The sequence below is a fragment of the Rhodococcus sp. (in: high G+C Gram-positive bacteria) genome, from assembly GCF_049299235.1.
In the GTDB taxonomy this organism is placed as follows: domain Bacteria; phylum Actinomycetota; class Actinomycetes; order Mycobacteriales; family Mycobacteriaceae; genus Rhodococcus.
The window spans coordinates 1-16,200 of sequence record NZ_JBAQXC010000231.1 but is presented as its reverse complement, the minus strand read 5'-3'; the positions used below and the strand labels follow the sequence as shown (position 1 = coordinate 16,200).

13 protein-coding genes and 1 pseudogene are annotated in these 16,200 nt (G+C 65.0%); 11 read left to right on the top strand and 3 right to left on the bottom strand.

Annotated features, from left to right (window positions below; all coding sequences use genetic code 11):
• Nucleotides 1-106: 106 nt before the first annotated feature.
• Nucleotides 107-958, bottom strand: a complete 852-nt coding sequence (gene catA, locus WAX14_RS13560) for a catechol 1,2-dioxygenase (RefSeq protein ID WP_422628577.1) — start codon at nt 956-958, stop codon at nt 107-109.
• A gap of 196 nt (nt 959-1,154) precedes the next feature.
• Here catA and WAX14_RS13555 point away from each other — a divergent pair, with 196 nt between their 5' ends.
• Nucleotides 1,155-1,952, top strand: coding sequence for an IclR family transcriptional regulator domain-containing protein (locus WAX14_RS13555; RefSeq protein WP_422628576.1), 798 nt, complete (start codon nt 1,155-1,157; stop codon nt 1,950-1,952).
• Between the two features lie 253 nt (nt 1,953-2,205).
• Here the strand turns inward: WAX14_RS13555 and WAX14_RS13550 are convergent.
• Nucleotides 2,206-2,465 (bottom strand): annotated as a pseudogene (locus WAX14_RS13550) (type II toxin-antitoxin system Phd/YefM family antitoxin).
• Between the two features lie 144 nt (nt 2,466-2,609).
• On the opposite strand from WAX14_RS13550, the gene WAX14_RS13545 reads away from it, so the two are divergent.
• The 8 genes from WAX14_RS13545 (at nt 2,610) to WAX14_RS13510 (ending at nt 12,806) form a co-directional block, all read left to right on the top strand.
• A complete protein-coding gene (locus WAX14_RS13545; protein ID WP_422628575.1) occupies nt 2,610-2,816 on the top strand; it encodes a hypothetical protein in 207 nt (68 codons plus the stop codon).
• 216 nt (nt 2,817-3,032) lie between these two features.
• On the top strand, nt 3,033-4,400 hold the full coding sequence (gene benA / locus WAX14_RS13540) for a benzoate 1,2-dioxygenase large subunit (protein WP_422628574.1): 1,368 nt from the start codon (nt 3,033-3,035) through the stop codon (nt 4,398-4,400).
• 14 nt (nt 4,401-4,414) lie between these two features.
• Complete coding sequence (gene benB / locus WAX14_RS13535; protein ID WP_422628573.1) at nt 4,415-4,918, top strand: benzoate 1,2-dioxygenase small subunit; 504 nt, start codon at nt 4,415-4,417, stop codon at nt 4,916-4,918.
• Between the two features lie 36 nt (nt 4,919-4,954).
• Nucleotides 4,955-6,577 (top strand): benzoate 1,2-dioxygenase electron transfer component BenC, encoded by a 1,623-nt coding sequence (benC, locus tag WAX14_RS13530; protein ID WP_422628572.1) that lies wholly within the window; start codon nt 4,955-4,957, stop codon nt 6,575-6,577.
• A complete protein-coding gene (locus WAX14_RS13525) occupies nt 6,574-7,371 on the top strand; it encodes a 1,6-dihydroxycyclohexa-2,4-diene-1-carboxylate dehydrogenase (protein WP_422628571.1) in 798 nt (265 codons plus the stop codon). Before benC ends, WAX14_RS13525 begins: the two co-directional genes overlap by 4 nt.
• Before the next feature lie 96 nt (nt 7,372-7,467).
• Nucleotides 7,468-8,826 carry an MFS transporter gene (locus WAX14_RS13520; RefSeq protein WP_422628570.1) on the top strand — a complete coding sequence of 453 codons (1,359 nt, stop codon included), beginning with the start codon at nt 7,468-7,470 and terminating at the stop codon, nt 8,824-8,826.
• A gap of 11 nt (nt 8,827-8,837) precedes the next feature.
• Entirely contained in the window at nt 8,838-11,525 is a 2,688-nt protein-coding gene (locus tag WAX14_RS13515; protein ID WP_422628594.1) for an AAA family ATPase, read from the top strand.
• Nucleotides 11,526-11,543: 18 nt separating this feature from the next.
• Nucleotides 11,544-12,806: a benzoate/H(+) symporter BenE family transporter gene (locus WAX14_RS13510; RefSeq protein ID WP_422628569.1), complete on the top strand. Its 1,263-nt coding sequence runs from the start codon at nt 11,544-11,546 to the stop codon at nt 12,804-12,806.
• Nucleotides 12,807-12,895: 89 nt separating this feature from the next.
• Here the strand turns inward: WAX14_RS13510 and WAX14_RS13505 are convergent, their stop codons facing one another.
• On the bottom strand, nt 12,896-13,324 hold the full coding sequence (locus WAX14_RS13505) for a hypothetical protein (protein ID WP_422628568.1): 429 nt from the start codon (nt 13,322-13,324) through the stop codon (nt 12,896-12,898).
• 80 nt (nt 13,325-13,404) lie between these two features.
• Here WAX14_RS13505 and WAX14_RS13500 point away from each other — a divergent pair, with 80 nt between their 5' ends.
• On the top strand, nt 13,405-13,704 hold the full coding sequence (locus WAX14_RS13500) for a hypothetical protein (RefSeq protein ID WP_422628567.1): 300 nt from the start codon (nt 13,405-13,407) through the stop codon (nt 13,702-13,704).
• Nucleotides 13,698-16,193 (top strand): hypothetical protein, encoded by a 2,496-nt coding sequence (locus tag WAX14_RS13495; protein ID WP_422628566.1) that lies wholly within the window; start codon nt 13,698-13,700, stop codon nt 16,191-16,193. Before WAX14_RS13500 ends, WAX14_RS13495 begins: the two co-directional genes overlap by 7 nt.
• Nucleotides 16,194-16,200 lie beyond the last annotated feature (7 nt).

The following is a 16,200-nucleotide window of genomic DNA, read 5'->3' as shown; positions in this document are numbered from 1 at the left end:
TCGGGTGTGATGGGAGGGGCCGTGCGGGTGCGTTCGCCACGAATGCCGGCACCCCTGTGGGACACCGGCATTCGTCATCGGACCTGCATCTTCGGCGGGCGGGCGATCAGGCTTCGGGATCGAGTACGAAGTTGTAGGTGACTTCTGCGATGCCGTCGGCGTTGTCCTGCGGGTCCAAGATGAGTTCCGGCTTGGTTGCGGTCGCGACGTCGTCGGCGACCCACTCGCCACCCTTGAAGTACAACTGAGTGGTGATGGCACGCTTGCCGGGCGCCGACACCAGCAGATGCAGGTGGGCGGGCCGCCACGGGTGTCCGCCGTACGACCTGATGAACCACCCGGTCGGTCCGTCGTTCGGGATCTGGTACGGAGCCGGCTTGACGGTGGTGATCTCGTAGCTGCCGTCGGTGTCGACAACGATGGTGCCGCGCAGGTTCCACTCCGGGATGCCGGGGGCGAACTGCGAGTAGAAGCCGTCCTCGTCCGCATGCCACAGTTCGATGGTGGCACCGGCGAGACCGTTGCCGTCGAGGTCGGTAACCCTGCCCTTGAAGATCAGCGGTGCGGCGGCCTTGTCCTGTTCACGCATCGGCATGGTGCATTTCGACGGCAGTGTCGGCGAGTTCTGCACGTAGTACGGGCCTTCGATGGAACCCTTGGTTCCGGTGAAGTGTTTGCGGTTGTAGTGCACTTCCTCGATTTCGTGTTCGACGAACACGTCCAGCCACAGCGGCCACTCGCCGTATTCACCGACGTCGATCATCCACTGCTTGAGCACGCGGTATTCGTCGTAGGTCACCTCGTGCTTGCTGACGACACCGGCCAGAGCCTCGAGCGCGTCCTGGTAGATCGCGGATGCGCGCTCGACGGACGTGTCCGACGAGACCCGCTCCGACTTGAACTTGTCGGTGGCGGCGTTGCCGGAACCGTGAGCGGTCGGGTTCTCGGTGGTGGTCATGGCTCTCCTCGTCGGGGCGGAAGGAACGGGGCTGCAAGCGTGGGGGCGGGTTCGACCCGGGCTGCGACGTCGACCCAGATGTACGCTGTGCGTACTTATAAACCGCAGTGCGTACACTGCATACTGTGCGTGGTGTCACACCGATTGTCAACACACGATGCGGCACTCTCGACGAGAACCGCAGGTAGGAGAGCCGATGCCGAGCGCCGACCTAGGCAACAACCAGGGTGGAGATCGAGATTTCATCCAGAGCATCGAACGCGGCTTTGCGGTATTGGAGGCGTTCGACGACAAGGACCCGAACCCGTCCCTCGCCGAGATCGCCACCAAAACCGACCTGTCCCGCCCGGCAGTCCGCCGAATCCTGCTCACCCTGCAGAAACTCGGTTACGTCACGTCGACAGGGCCCCGCTGGTCTGTGACGCCGAGAGTACTGAGCATCGGACAGCACTACACGTCCTCACATACCCTCGTAGATTCCGCGCTACCCAAGCTCGTGGACATCGCCGAGCACACACACGAATCCGCGTCACTGGGAGTGCTCGACGGCACCGACGTCGTCTACGCGGCACGGGTTCCGGTACGGCGGATCATGAGCATCAACGTTTCGGTCGGCACCCGGGTACCCGCGTACGCCACCTCGATGGGCCGCGCGCTGCTTGCCTGGTCGCCGCGCGAGCAGGTGGACGCCGTGATCGCCGAAACACGGTTCGATCGACTCACCGCCGCGACCATCGACAACGCCGACGATCTCCGTGCCGAACTCGATCGGGTCCGCAGCCAGGGATACGCGATGACCGCGGCCGAACTCGAGGACGGGCTGATCTCGATCGCCGCCCCGGTGTTCGGCCCCGGTGGCAACACCGTCGGAGTACTCGCGTGCTCGACGTCGACGGGACGACACACCCTCGAGTCGTTCCGGGACCTGTGCGCGAAGCGTGTGGCGGACTGCGCGGCGACCTTGAGCGCAGAACTCGGCTACCGCCGCCGCTGACACCGACATCCCCAGTTCAGCTGCCCTCATGTCAGGAGCACCGCGCCGCAGAGCGCACTACCCCGTACTTGCGCCCGTACGCTGCGGATAACCGTTCACGATATAGGCGCCCGGGTGCGAACTGGTGCACCGATGCCTCGACGCCCCCAGTCGATCCAGGCCAGCCGGATCGGACCCATTCGCGGTCCCCGGCCCCGAGTTTGCCACCACAGACAGTCATCCGAGGCGTTGACATCCCACACCAACCGCATGGTCAGTCGTCACCGTCGATCAGCTCGTGCAGCTGGCCCTCCCCGGATTCGAGCCGTTCCATTGCATCGAGCAGACGTCGCGCATTTGCCGGTGATCGCATCAGGTAGGCGGTCTCGCGTATCGACTCGAAATCTGCCAGCGCGACGATCACTACCGGCTCGTGGCCGAACGGGTGATCACGATTTCCTCGCGGTCATTCACCACCGAATCCAAGACTTCAGTGTAGCGAGCACGGGACTCGCTGTAACTCATGATCCTCACGGCGGCCTCCTTATGTACAGAAAGTTGTACGTACAAACGGGTTTCCCAGCAACGCACGGCGCGGCGTCATCCCGTACCGAGAACACACTCCCAGCGCGAACACATCGCGGGCGTCGCGCTGGCCTGCCAGCCACGGCCACGCACGTGTTGCACGACGTCGTGGCCTCAGTCTCCGAGGTGCGCGATATCGATGCAGATCGAAATGACCGGACTATATGGCGATTTCGCGTCCGTCATGCGCTCGCACCCGACCCGGACCGGGCAATCCTGCCGTACCACGGCGTGCGGACCTGCGCCGATGTGCACGACCCCGACTTCTTCCGTGAGCTCGAGATCAAGCATTGCGGGTGACATCCGGCCGTTCTGCGCGCCCAGGGTCCTTCGCCCCTCGGACCTGGGGCCCTAGGTAGCACTAGGCATTTACCCGGTGTGACCGCAGACACAGCCTGTCAGGGTGGTAGCAACGCCGGACACAGCCCGTCCACTTCTCCCGCGCGACAGCCATGTACGAGCCGGAATCGGACACCAGCCTTGTCCCGGGAACTACGCCGACACTGGAGGATCCCCATGACCGACACCGTGGACCACCTGCGCACCCACCTCGATGACGCCCTCGTCGAAGATCCCGAGAACGGTCGCTACCAGATCCGCCGTGACGTCTTCACCGACGACGAACTGTTCGAACTGGAGATGAAGCACATCTTCGAGGGTAACTGGGTGTACCTCGCACACGAGAGTCAGATTCCGAATGTCGGCGACTACTTCACCACCTTCATCGGCCGCCAGCCCATCGTCATCAGCCGCGACAAGGACGGCGAGCTGCACGCCCTCATCAACGCGTGCAGCCACCGCGGTGCGATGCTGTGCCGGCGCAAGACCGACAACCGTACGACGTTCACATGCCCGTTCCACGGCTGGACGTTCCGTAACAACGGCACGCTGCTCAAAGTCAAGGATCCGCGCGACGCCGGTTACCCGGAGCAGTTCAATACCGACGGCAGCCACGACCTGACGAAGGTCGCCCGGTTCGAGAGCTACCGCGGCTTCCTGTTCGGTTCACTCAACTCCGACGTCAAATCCCTCGGGGAACATCTGGGCGACACCACGAAGATGATCGACATGCTCGTCGATCAGTCCCCGGAGGGCCTCGAGATACTGCGCGGATCGTCCACCTACACCTTCGACGGGAACTGGAAGTTGCAGGCGGAGAACGGCGCTGACGGATATCACGTCTCGGCGACCCACTGGAACTATGCGGCCACCACCGCCCGTCGCGGCGCCGGTGAGTCCAGCAACGAAACCAAGGCGATGGACGCCGGTACGTGGGGCAAGCAGGGCGGCGGCTACTACTCGTTCGAACACGGCCACCTGCTGCTGTGGATGTGGTGGGGCAACCCGGAGGACCGCCCCCTCTACCCGCGCAAGGCCGAACTGGCGCAGGAATTCGGGGAGAAGAAGGCCGAATTCATGGTCGGCGCGTCACGAAACCTGTGCCTGTACCCCAACGTGTACATCATGGATCAGTTCTCATCACAGATTCGTCAACTGCGCCCGATTTCGGTGGATAAGACCGAGGTGACGATCTACTGCATCGCTCCCAAGGGTGAGAGCGCAGACTCGCGCGCGGGCCGCATCCGCCAGTACGAGGACTTCTTCAACGCGACCGGCATGGCCACCCCCGACGACCTCGAAGAGTTCCGTTCCTGCCAGAAGACGTATCTCGCGACGGCCGCCCCGTGGAACGACATGAGCCGCGGTGCCACGCACGTCCTGACCGGGCCCGACCAGGTCGCGAAAGATCTGGGAATGACCGATGTGCTGTCCAGCGGCGTCAAGACCGAGGACGAAGGGCTGTACCCGATCCAGCACAGCTACTGGCTCGACACGATGCGTGCGGCCGTCGCCGCAGACGGCCCCGAGACCACCGCGCTCTGAGAGGAACTGGAACAATGACCACCGCAATCGAATTGACGCAGAACGACATCGAACAGTTCCTCTACCGGGAAGCACGTCTACTCGACGACCGTGACTTCGAGGAGTGGCTCGAGTGCTACCACCCCGGCGCCGAGTACTGGATGCCGGCGTGGGACGACAACGGCACGACCACCGACGATCCGCAGTCCGAGATCTCGCTGATCTACTACCCGAATCGAGGCGGCCTCGAGGACCGCGTGTTCCGCATCCGCACCGACCGCTCGTCCGCGACATCGTTGCCCGAACCGCGCACCGGTCACAACATCACGAACGTCGAGATCCTCGCGCGCCGCGGCACCGAAATCGACCTGCGCCACAACTGGTTCTCGCTGTACTTCCGGTACAACACCACCGACACGTATTTCGGGACGACATTCCTCACCCTCGACGCCTCGGGTGACCAACCGGTGATCACGAAGAAGAAGATCATCCTCAAGAACGACTACATCCACCACATCGTCGACGTCTACGTCGTCTAGCACTCCCCCGCAACCACGAAAGGAGACTCGAGCGCTATGACTTTCCAGGTCGCATTGAGTTTCGAGGACGGGGTCACCCGCTTCATCAAGTGCAAGCCGAACGAGACGGTTGCGGACGCATCCTACAAGGCACGCATCAACATTCCGCTCGACTGCCGCGACGGCGCGTGCGGCACCTGTAAGGCATTCTGCGAGTCGGGCACCTACGACGGCGGCGACTACATCGACGACGCCCTCACCGATGAGGAAGCCGACGAAGGCTACTGCCTGCCGTGCCAAATGATGCCGGAATCGGATCTGGTGGTGCAGATCGCCAGCACGTCGGATGTCGCGAAAACTGCGGCGGCGTCGTACACCGCGACGATCACCGAACTCAACCGCTTCTCCGAGAGCGTCGTCGGGTTCACCGTGGAGATCGACAACCGCGACGACCTGGTGTTCCTGCCCGGACAGTACGTCAACATCGGGGTTCCCGGCAGCGACGACGGAACCGGCAAGCAGGCGACGCGCTCGTACTCGTTCAGTACCGGACCCAACGATACGTCGCTGGCATTTCTGGTGAAGATCACCGAGGGGGGCCTGATGTCGGAATACCTGCGCGACCACGCTCAGGTGGGCGACACCCTCGAATTCACCGGCCCCTTCGGGAGTTTCTTCCTCCGCGAACGCAAGCGCCCGTCGCTGCTGCTGGCCGGCGGAACCGGACTGGCACCGTTGCTATCGATCCTGTCGACGATCCAGAGCAAGGGCAGCGAGCACCCGATACATCTCGTCTACGGTGTCACGTTCGACCACGACCTTGTCGAGGTGAAGAAACTCCAGGCGTACACGGAATCGCTACCGAACTTCACGTTCGACTACTGCGTCGCAGACAAGGACTCGTCGGCCCCCAACAAGGGCTACGTGACCGGTTTGTTCGAGCCTGCGCATCTGCGCGACGGCGACGTCGACATCTACCTGTGCGGCCCGCCGCCGATGGTCGAAGCAGTACGAACCCATTTGTCGGACAACGACATCACGCCCGTCAACTTCTACTTCGAGAAGTTCAACACATCAGCGACGGCGGGTGGCGCGACCGCACCGGCACCGACGGATGCCGAGAAGGCCGCTGCGGAGAAGGCCGCAGACGAAACAGGACGTCCCGTCGCACTCGAGGCCCCCGCCTCGCCGAGCAACTACGAGATCGGCGAGGAACATCCCCCGATAGCGGAGTCCGACGAGCAGTTCGACGCCCGCATGGCGCTCGAACTCGGTGTCCTCGAACTCACCATCGGCCGGCTCTCCCCGGAGCAGCTCATCGAGTTCCGGATTCTCGCGGAGGCGTCCGGCGCATCCGTCGAGGGCGACCATTTCACCGACGCCGAATCATTCACCGACACCACCGCCGCGTTCCACGAGTTCCTGTTCCGTTGCTGCACCAACCCGGTGCTGCTCGAGGCCTACAACCGCCTCGAGGTGACACAACTGATGTACCAGGTGCTGCGCGACGCACAGTGGGTCGAGGCGCACATCGTCGACGAGCACCTCGAAATCGTCGAGGCGTTCGAGAAGGGCGACAAGACCGCGGCTCGCGACCTGTTCGTCACCCACTCCCAGCATGCCAAGCAAACGATGCGACGCGCTATCGTCGACCGGGTCACGGCAGGTGCTCAGAGATGAGCGAACCACGGATCTTTCCCGGTCGCTTCGACGGAAAGTGCCTGACGATCACCGGCGCCGCACAGGGCATCGGCCTCACGGTCGCGACGCGCATTGCCGCCGAAGGCGGGGAGGTCGTCCTCGTCGACCGGGCCGACCTGGTCCACGAGGTCGCCGAAAGTCTGCGCGCCGACGGCAGCACGGCCCATTCGGTCACGGCAGACCTCGAGACCTTCGACGGTGCCGAGGCGGCACTCGCGTTCGCTGTCCGCGAGACGGGCCGGCTCGATGCGCTCATCAACGTGGTCGGCGGCACCATCTGGGCCAAGCCGTACGAGTACTACGCGCCCGACGAGATCGAGAGAGAAATCCGCCGGTCGTTGTTCCCGACCCTCTGGTCGTGCCGCGCGGCAGCGCCGTACCTGATCGACCAGCGGTCCGGGACCATCGTCAACGTCTCGTCCGTAGCGACGCACGGCGTCAACCGTGTTCCGTACGCGGCAGCGAAGGGCGGCGTCAACGCCATCACGACGGCGCTGTCGCTCGAGCTTGCGCAGTACGGCATCCGCGTGGTGGCGACCGCACCGGGCGGCACCGTCGCACCCGAACGGCGAGTCGCCCGCGGACCGGCGCCGCAGTCCGAGCAGGAGAAGGCCTGGTACCAGCAGATCGTCGATCAGACCGTCGACTCCTCACTGCTCAAGCGGTACGGCACCCTCGACGAGCAGGCCGCGGCCATCACCTTCCTGGCCTCCGACGAGGCGTCGTACATCACCGGCTCGGTTCTCCCCGTAGCCGGAGGCGATCAAGGCTGATCCTTCCGCCGGGCCTCACCAGCGAGCCTTCCCTGCTGGTGAGGCCCCTTTTCTGCCCGAATTCACCTGTGACTCCCACATACATCGGAGCATTTCATGACCCACACCACGCAGACCTGGGCCAGTCCGCAGCACAAGCGAAGTGTCATCTGGATCGTTGCTCTCGCCACTCTCGCAATCATCTTCGACGGCTACGACCTCGTCGTGTACGGAACCGTGCTGCCGACCCTCATGGCCGACCCCACCCAACTCGGTGAGATCTCGGCCCAGCAGGGTGGCGCGCTCGGCTCCTACGCCCTGATCGGCGTCATGGTCGGTGCGTTGGTCACCGGCGCGTTCGGCGACCGTGTCGGCCGCCGGAAGATGATGCTCATCAACATCGTGTGGTTCTCGGTCGGTATGGGCGCCGCCGCGTTCTCCACCAGTATCGCGACGTTCGGTGGTCTCCGATTCTTCACCGGCATCGGGGTCGGTGGCCTGGTCGCCACGGCGGGTGCTGTCGTCGCGGAGTTCGCCCCACCCGGCAAGCGAAACCTGTTCAACGCCATCGTCTACAGCGGCGTCCCTGCCGGTGGTGTCCTCGCGTCACTGCTCGCAATCCTGCTGCGCGACACCATCGGCTGGCGCGGCCTGTTCCTCATCGGCGCCCTGCCATTGGTGATCCTGCTGCCTCTCGCCTTGGTCAAACTCCCGGAGTCTCCGGTATGGCTGATGTCTCGCGGCCGCACCGCCGACGCCGAGGCCATCTGCGACAAGTACGGTTTCCCGCTGCCGACGTCCGCGCCCACGGCACCCACCGAGAAGGTCGGGTTCGCGGCACTGGCTACCCGCAAGTACGCGGTCGGCACCGCGCTGCTCGGCATGATGAGTTTCGCGGGACTTCTCCTGACGTACGGGCTGAACACGTGGCTACCGAAGATCATGGCCGACGCCGGCTACAACGCCGACGGTTCGCTCGCGTTCCTGCTCGTCCTCAACGGCGGCGCGATCCTCGGCGGCCTGATCGCCTCGAAGATCGCCGACGGCCGTGGCCCGCAGTCCGTCATCGTCACCACCTTCCTCCTCGCCGCCGTCGCATTGGTCATGCTCACGTTCGGGTTCCCACTGCCGGTGCTGCTCACCGCCGTCGCGATCGCCGGTGTCGGCACGATCGGCACGCAGGTGCTCGTCTACGGGTTCGTGTCCAACTACTACGACACCCCGGCTCGTGCTGCAGGTGTCGCATGGTGCGCCGGGTTCGGCCGACTCGGCGGCATCTTCGGACCGCTCATCGGCGGCCTGCTGATCGGCGCGGGCTTCGCGAACAACGTCAACTTCTACATCTTCGCCGGGATCGCACTTGCCGGCGGCGGCGTCACCCTCTTCGTCCCTCGTCCGCGGCAGCACGCCATGAGGCTCCCCGACCCGCAGATCACGGCTCCGGGCGACACCGCCGGGTCTACCGTGAAGGCGTGACGGACGATTCGATGCTGGTTGGACGTGAACGCGAGCTCGCGCAGCTCGACCGACTCCTCGACGAGGCGCGCGGCGGATCCTCCACGCTCACCCTCGTCGAGGGTCCACCCGGTATCGGAAAGACTTCACTCCTCGATGCTTTCATCCACAGGCATCGGGATCTTCAGGTGCGCAGCGCTTCCGGAGCAACATGGGAGGCGGACCACCGTTGGGGGGTGCTCGAACAATTGACCGACGCACCCGTGGCCGGTGCCGACGCGGTCGATGTCGCGCACAGATTCCTGGACGTCATCCGAGAACCCACGATCATCGTGGTCGACGACGCGCATTGGGCCGACCCCGAGTCCCTCCAAGCACTGTCGTCGATGATTCGGCGTGCCCACGCACATTCGATCCTGATGGTGTGGTTGGTACCCGACGTGCTGCCGGACGAGGTCACCGATGCCACCGTTCGAACACTCCGGTCACACGGAGCCGACACGATTCATCTCGGCCCGCTCGGCCCCGCCGACATCGCACAACTCGCGATCGTCCGTATCGGCGCGGATCTCGCGTCGTGGACGGCGCAACGCCTCCACGAACACACCCTCGGAAGTCCCCGAGCAGTAGTGCAATTGCTCGACGAGATCCCCAGAGTCCAATGGCAGCGATGGCAGGACCGCTTCCCGGCGACGAAGCAGCACGCCGCCGCTGTCCGCCGGGCACTGGCCGGTTGCGCGCCGCAGACTCGCGCGCTGGTCGAAGCGGTCGCGATCCTCGGCAGCGGTACATCCTTGGCACCCGCAGCCGATCTCGCCGACATCGACAATCCGACCCCACCACTCGACGAAGCGCACGATGTGGGCCTGTTGACGACGCACGAACGTCGTGGGGTGGTCACCGTGTCGTTTCCCGATCCGATGACGAGTGCTGCAGTGAGCGACGACATCGGCCCAGCGCGATGGCACGAACTGCACCTGCGTGCGGCGGGGATCGTCGACGATGAAGGTGCGTCCCTCTTCCATCAGGTGTCGGCCACCCCCACGGCCGACGGAATTCTCGCCGATCGTCTCGATCGGTACGCGCGGCAACGCGCGACGGACGGCGCATGGTTGCAGGCCGCCGAAGCCCTCATCACGGCAAGCCGTATCACGCCCGAACGAGAGCTCCGCACGTCACGACTGATTCGCGGGGTCGACGCACTCACCGGTGCCGCGGATCTACCTCGAGCACAGACCTATGTCGCCGAGATCGAGAGTGTTCCGGGCGGACCGATGCGCAACGCGGTGCTCGGCTATCTGGCGATTCAGCGGGGCCGGGCCGCAGAGGCTCACCAACTTCTCAGTGAAGCATGGACTCTGTTGGGCGACAACAATTCGGAACCGGAGCACGCGGCGATGATCGCGCACAGGATGGTGCTCCATTCTCTTGCCCGACTGCGCGGCGAGGACCTCGTGGAGTGGGCCGACCGCGCCGCGTCGCTCGTCCCGGAGGGCACTCCCGCAGCCGTGGAAGCATCAGCGATTCGTGGCCTCGGACTCGGCATGACCGGAAAGATCGTCGAAGCTCGCTCGTTCTACGCCGAATTGTCCGACCATGTTCGACTCGGTGCGCAGAGCCAACGTATCCGGATGGCGGAAGGCTGGCTCGCACTCGCCCTCGACGAACCCGACCGGGCTCGTTCGGAACTCGAATCCGCCGAACCCACGACATTCCGAGGCGGCTCCCTGCGGATCTCATTGTGGGCGCAAGCCTGGCTCGCCCGTACCCAGATCGCACTCGGCGCATGGAACGACGCGAAGAGAACAGTGGATCGTGCTGCTGCACAGCTTGATTCAACTGATTTGGATCTCCTCCGGCCGCTCGTCCACTGGACGGGAGCGCAAGTTCACGCACTACAGGGAAACTGGCCTGCCGCGGTCGAGCATCTACACCGCGGCAGGTCGGGCCCCAACGACTACGCGCTGATGCTCGTGCCGTCCTGCATCGCGGCCGCGCAATGCGCCGAAGTCGCCGCCGACTACGAGGGAGTGCTGCGGCAGTTGCAGCCACTGGTCGCACTCCGCCACCGCAGCGCACTCGACGAACCCGGCTTCTGGCCGTGGGCGGACTTGTACGGAAACGCTCTGGTGATGACCGGTCGCGTGGACGAAGCCGACCTGTTTCTGAGGCCCCACGAAGAACGCGCCGCCGAGCGGCAGCATCGTTCGGCCCGCGCCGGCCTCGGGTACGTACGTGGACGCATCCACGGTGCACGCGGCGACATCGACTCTGCCCGAGCAAGCTTCGAATCCGCACTCGATGCGATCGCTCCCCTGCCCCTTCCGTACGAGCGCGCCCGCATCAACTTCGCGTACGGGCAGACCCTCCGCCGCGCCGGTCGACGCCGTGAGGCCGACGCCGTGATGCGTAGCGCCCGCGAACTGTATTCGGCGCTCGGCGCGACTTCCTACGTCGAGCGCTGCAATCGCGAACTTCAGGCCGGCGGGTTGAAGTCCACCGAGAGCGGGGATGTCCGCGGGGACGCGAGCATGTCCGCACTGACCCCCCAGGAGCGTGCCGTCGCAACTCTGGTCGCGTCGGGACGGACCAACAAGGAAGTCGCCGGGGAACTGTTCGTCTCGGTCAAGACAGTCCAATATCACTTGACCCGCGTCTACGCGAAGTTCGGCATCCGCTCACGCAGCGAACTGGCCGCCCATTTCCGTCACGAAGAATAGGCAGGGAAGACACCGCCGATGACAACCGTCGACGAAACTGCGGGCCCCGACACCGGCCTGTTCGAGAAGCCCCCTCGTCCGTGGGTCAGGCCTCGGGAAGTGCTGCACGACTTCGGCTCCCGGTATATCGTGAACGGTCTCGTCGGGTTGATCTTTTCCTGCACCGGCCCGGTCGCCGTGATTCTCGCTGCCGGGGCGGCCGGCGGGCTGTCTCCGGCCGAACTGTCGTCGTGGATCTTCGGGGCCTTCGTCCTGAACGGAATCCTGACGATCGCAATGAGCCTCGCGTATCGCCAACCGCTGGGCTTCTTCTGGACCATCCCCGGCACCGTCCTCGTCGGTAACTCTCTCACCCACCTGAGCTGGGCCGAGGTCGTCGGAGCGTTCTTCGTGACGGCCGCGCTGATCACCGCGCTGGGAGCGACGGGGCTCGTCCGGCGCGTGATGGAGGCCCTGCCCATGCCCATCGTCATGGCGATGGTGGCGGGGGTCTTCCTGTCCTTCGGTACGGGCCTGGTGAGAGCGCTGGGCTCCGACGCCCTGATCGCAGTGCCGATGATCGGCACATTCCTGCTGCTCAGCGCGGTCGGCACGCTCGGACGGTGGATGCCCCCGATTCTCGGTGCGCTGCTCACAGGTGGCGTGGCGGTCGCCTTGTCCGGCCGGTTCGACCCTGACCCGGGTAGCGGTGGCATCTTCGCCGCACCAGTGTTCACCGCGCCGGTCTTCACATGGTCGGCGATCGTCGAACTTGTGATTCCCCTCGCGATCACCGTCATCGTCGTGCAGAACGGGCAGGGTGTCGCCGTCCTGCGCTCGGCCGGGCACCGCCCCCCGATCACCGTCTCCACCATCATGTGCGGTCTGTTGTCGTTTCCCGCCGCATGTGTGGGTGCGGTGTCGACCTGCCTGACCGGCCCGACCAATGCGTTGCTCACCGCGTCGGGTGAGCGGACACGCCAGTACACTGCGGCGTTGACCTGTGGTGGTCTGGCCATCGTCTTCGGACTGTTCGCCCCACTGTTCGTGCGGTGGATGATCGCCGCTCCTGCGTCGTTCGTCGCGGTCCTCGGTGGCCTTGCGATGCTCCGGGCGCTACAGGGCGCGTTCGTCGCAGGTTTCGGCCGGCGATTCACGATGGGCGCGCTCGTCGCATTCGTCGTCACCGCCTCGGACGTGACATTCTGGGGCATCGGTGCGGCATTCTGGGGGATCCTCGGCGGTGCCGCGGTGTCCTGGCTGCTGGAACGTCCGGATTGGCGGGATCCTCACAGCGATTGAGTTTCACGATGGAGCTGACAGGTTGACGCCGAAGGGCACCTCGATGTCGAGTGCGTTCCGAGACTCGTCGTGAAAGCAGCAGTGGACCACTATTTCCGGTAGTGATCCACGGCCGATATCAGGAAGGACGCCGGGCGCCCGTCGTCGGATGCCGATTCGCCGCGGACGGGCTCCGGTCGCGGCGAATCGACAGCCCCGGCCACCGCGGAAACAGCCTCTGCGACACGCGGATCCGCCCGCAGAGCCGATTCCGCCGCCCGCCGGCGCTCCGCCACATCCGCATGCGCGCGCCCCACAACCTCCAGGAGATGTGCGGCCAACGCGGCTGCCCCACCGTGAAGCGCCCGATCGTCGATCTGCAGGTGCTGCAACGCACCGTCGGCACCGACCCGCACCGACACGGTCGGACTGCTCGCGGTCGCAGTAGCGTTCGTCAGAACGGACACGAGCTCGTCGAACCGACCGGACAGCGGATCGATTCCCGCACCTGACCGGTTGCCGGACGCATCGAAATTCACGGACCCCCCTTTTGTCGCACTTGCGTGGTTCGGCTACCGTAACCGATCATCCACGGGGGTCGGATACGCCAGGGGGGCGCATGTACGTCGATACGGAGTTGGTGCGCGAATTCGCGTCCACGATCGGAAGCACCGGCACCGGGGCGGGTGAGGTCCGCACCGACAGCGGGTGCGGTTCCGTCACCCAGGGACTCGCAGGGTCGTCGATCGCGGCGACCGTCGTGACGCATTCCCTGCTCACACATACTGCGCTCCAACAGGTTTCTCACCATCTCGCCGACTCGGCGCACCGGCTCGTGGCAAGCGCCGACATCTACGACGCTGCCGTCGACGACGCGGCAGCACTGCTCGTGTCGGCCGCAGGAGACACACTGTGGTGACCCCGACGGTCACCCAGGCCCTCACCTGGTCGCCCCACACGCTGCATTCCCTGGCAGTCGCGTGGGGCGACGCAGCGACAACTCTGGGCGACCGGTTCCGTCACGCGAGCGATGCCACCGCCGGGTCCTACACGTTCTGGACCGAAGACGCCGGCGACGCGATGCGCGACCGCCTCCACGATGTGCTGCATCCCGGACGCACGCTCGTCGTCGCACTGGCCGACGCCGCAGCCGAACTGACAACGCACGCCACCCGTCTGCACGATGCCGTCACACCAGCGGTCTCTCACATCCGGACCGCACAGGGGGCCGGGTTCTCGGTCGCCGACGACGGCACGGTGACACCACCACCACCGATCGTGTCGAGCGTGCCGGAATCGAGCGGATCTCAGGTCATCCTCCAGATGGCGGCGTTGAGCCAACGCGCACAGATCCTGACCCGGCTCATCACCGCAGACCTCACCACCATCGAGGCCGCCGATTCCGCTGCCGCGACCGCCGTCGCCGACGTGTTTGCCGTCGTGCGACGGGATTCCGGCATCGATTCGAGCCTTCTCGCCCAGTTCGAACACCTCGCCCGAGCCGGCGGCTCCGACGACGGTATCGCGGCACGAACCGGGAACCTCTCGGCCGACGACCATCGACGAATCGGCAGCATCCTCGTCGCTTCCCAACTCTCTCCGACCCAATTGGACGCACTCGCACGCGGCGACATCGTCGACAACGTACCGACGGTGGCATTGGACTATCTGCGCGACTTCTACCGGGAAGCCGGCGCTGACGGTCTCCTCGATGTCGCCGAGTCGCTCCGCGCCCGCGAGGAGTCCGGAGATGCCGACGCCGCCGCCCAACTCGATGCGCTCGCCAACGGGCTCCTCGTGGTCTCGAACGAGAACGTCGGCGACGGCACCCTCACCGGCGGCTACGGTCTCGTTCCCGAGGACCTCCGCCACACCTTGTCCCGAATCAACGACACCGGCGACGACGCCCGGTTCTCGGGAGACTTCTTCAACGACGTGTATGTGCATCAGCGGCTCGACAGTGTGGCGGCACTTCTCGGCGAAGCCAATCCCGCTGTCGTTCCGGGCACGGAGTTCGCGGGCGAACTCGACCGTGCGGCTGCACGTCTGATCGATATCTCCACAGCATCGGGCGGGCTCTACCGCGACGCGTACGAGCCCGTTGCGGAAAGGCTCCTCGATGTCGGACTGCGAAACGACGAGGCGTCCTACCAATTGCTCGCCGCCCCCGACAACACCCGAACGTTGATGCCGCTGTTCGAACACGATTGGAACGACGACGGGGCATCGCTCGGCCGCCTCGTCGACTGGATCCCCGACGATGCCGCGGCCACCGACCCCGGCCGCGCAGACCGCGCCGGACACGCCGCACATTCGCTGGCCCTGATGCTGTCCTCGTCGGGCTCCGACTCCCCCGTGTCGTTCACCGACGCCGCCAACACCAATCCTTATGGGCGACTGATGAACATACCCGGTGTTGATGACGGGAAATCGTCTGTGGGAGAAGTAAATCCGATATTGACACAGTCGATGGCCGGAGCACTGTCGCCCTATGTTGTCGACATGGTGACCGACGATCCGAGGCTGGCCGCCCATTCCAGTTTCACCAACCTCGGCCCGGTGGAGTCGACCCGCATCTTCTCCTTGCTCGACACCGACCCGCATGCGGGCACACTGATCAGCGGCCATGCGCTCGCAGCAGCCGACAGCATCGATCGTGCCTTCGCCCGTTCCGATGCCGACCCGCCACCTATCACGTTCGGTGAAACATCCGGTCGGCTCCGCGCGGTCGTCGAGGGCGGTATCAGAACCGAACTCGGCGACAGGCTGACCGACAACGACGAGGCGAAACTCGACCGCGCCACGACACGCGCCGGACATTTCGGAGCGGGACAGGCCATCGCCGCCACCGGATTGAGCTACCTCCCGCCGCCCTGGGGTGTCGCCGCCGCCGGCGTCGTCTACACCGCCGGAGCATTGACGTCGAGCAACATCATCGACGCCGACGGGAATCTCACCGACCAATTCGCGACATCACCCGAAGCACGCTTCCGCCTCGGCCAACACGAATCCGGCCCCGACCAGATCCGCATCACCGACAACGAGATCAGATACACCATCCTCACCGAACTCGTCGACTCCGGACGAGTCCCGCCGACGTTCGTCCCACCCGAAGCGAGCAGCCACGGCACTTTGATCACGTACGGGGAACTCATGGAACCTGGACGTACCGATCGTGACGACGAGCAGCAGCGCACTCAACAGATGCAGAAGGCAGTATTCGATGTGATACCCGAAGCTTTCGACTACGCCGATCTCCGACGAGTCGACGAGTACATCGACCATCACTCGACCGCCCTCAACGCATACCACGACAACATATTCGGCAACGCCGACGACCAGAGAGCATTCGAATCGGTCTTTCGCGGCAACGGCCAGCCGACAGGGATGAGCAGGTGGCCAGTATGAGAAACAT

Bases quoted from the DNA above. Each gene is read 5' to 3' on its own strand.
- catA (WP_422628577.1), bottom strand. From the start codon at position 958: ATGACCACCACCGAGAACCCGACCGCTCACGGTTCCGGCAACGCCGCC.
- WAX14_RS13555 (WP_422628576.1), top strand. From the start codon at position 1,155: ATGCCGAGCGCCGACCTAGGCAACAACCAGGGTGGAGATCGAGATTTC.
- benA (WP_422628574.1), top strand. From the start codon at position 3,033: ATGACCGACACCGTGGACCACCTGCGCACCCACCTCGATGACGCCCTC.
- benB (WP_422628573.1), top strand. From the start codon at position 4,415: ATGACCACCGCAATCGAATTGACGCAGAACGACATCGAACAGTTCCTC.
- benC (WP_422628572.1), top strand. From the start codon at position 4,955: ATGACTTTCCAGGTCGCATTGAGTTTCGAGGACGGGGTCACCCGCTTC.
- WAX14_RS13525 (WP_422628571.1), top strand. From the start codon at position 6,574: ATGAGCGAACCACGGATCTTTCCCGGTCGCTTCGACGGAAAGTGCCTG.
- WAX14_RS13520 (WP_422628570.1), top strand. From the start codon at position 7,468: ATGACCCACACCACGCAGACCTGGGCCAGTCCGCAGCACAAGCGAAGT.
- WAX14_RS13515 (WP_422628594.1), top strand. From the start codon at position 8,838: ATGCTGGTTGGACGTGAACGCGAGCTCGCGCAGCTCGACCGACTCCTC.
- WAX14_RS13510 (WP_422628569.1), top strand. From the start codon at position 11,544: ATGACAACCGTCGACGAAACTGCGGGCCCCGACACCGGCCTGTTCGAG.
- WAX14_RS13500 (WP_422628567.1), top strand. From the start codon at position 13,405: ATGTACGTCGATACGGAGTTGGTGCGCGAATTCGCGTCCACGATCGGA.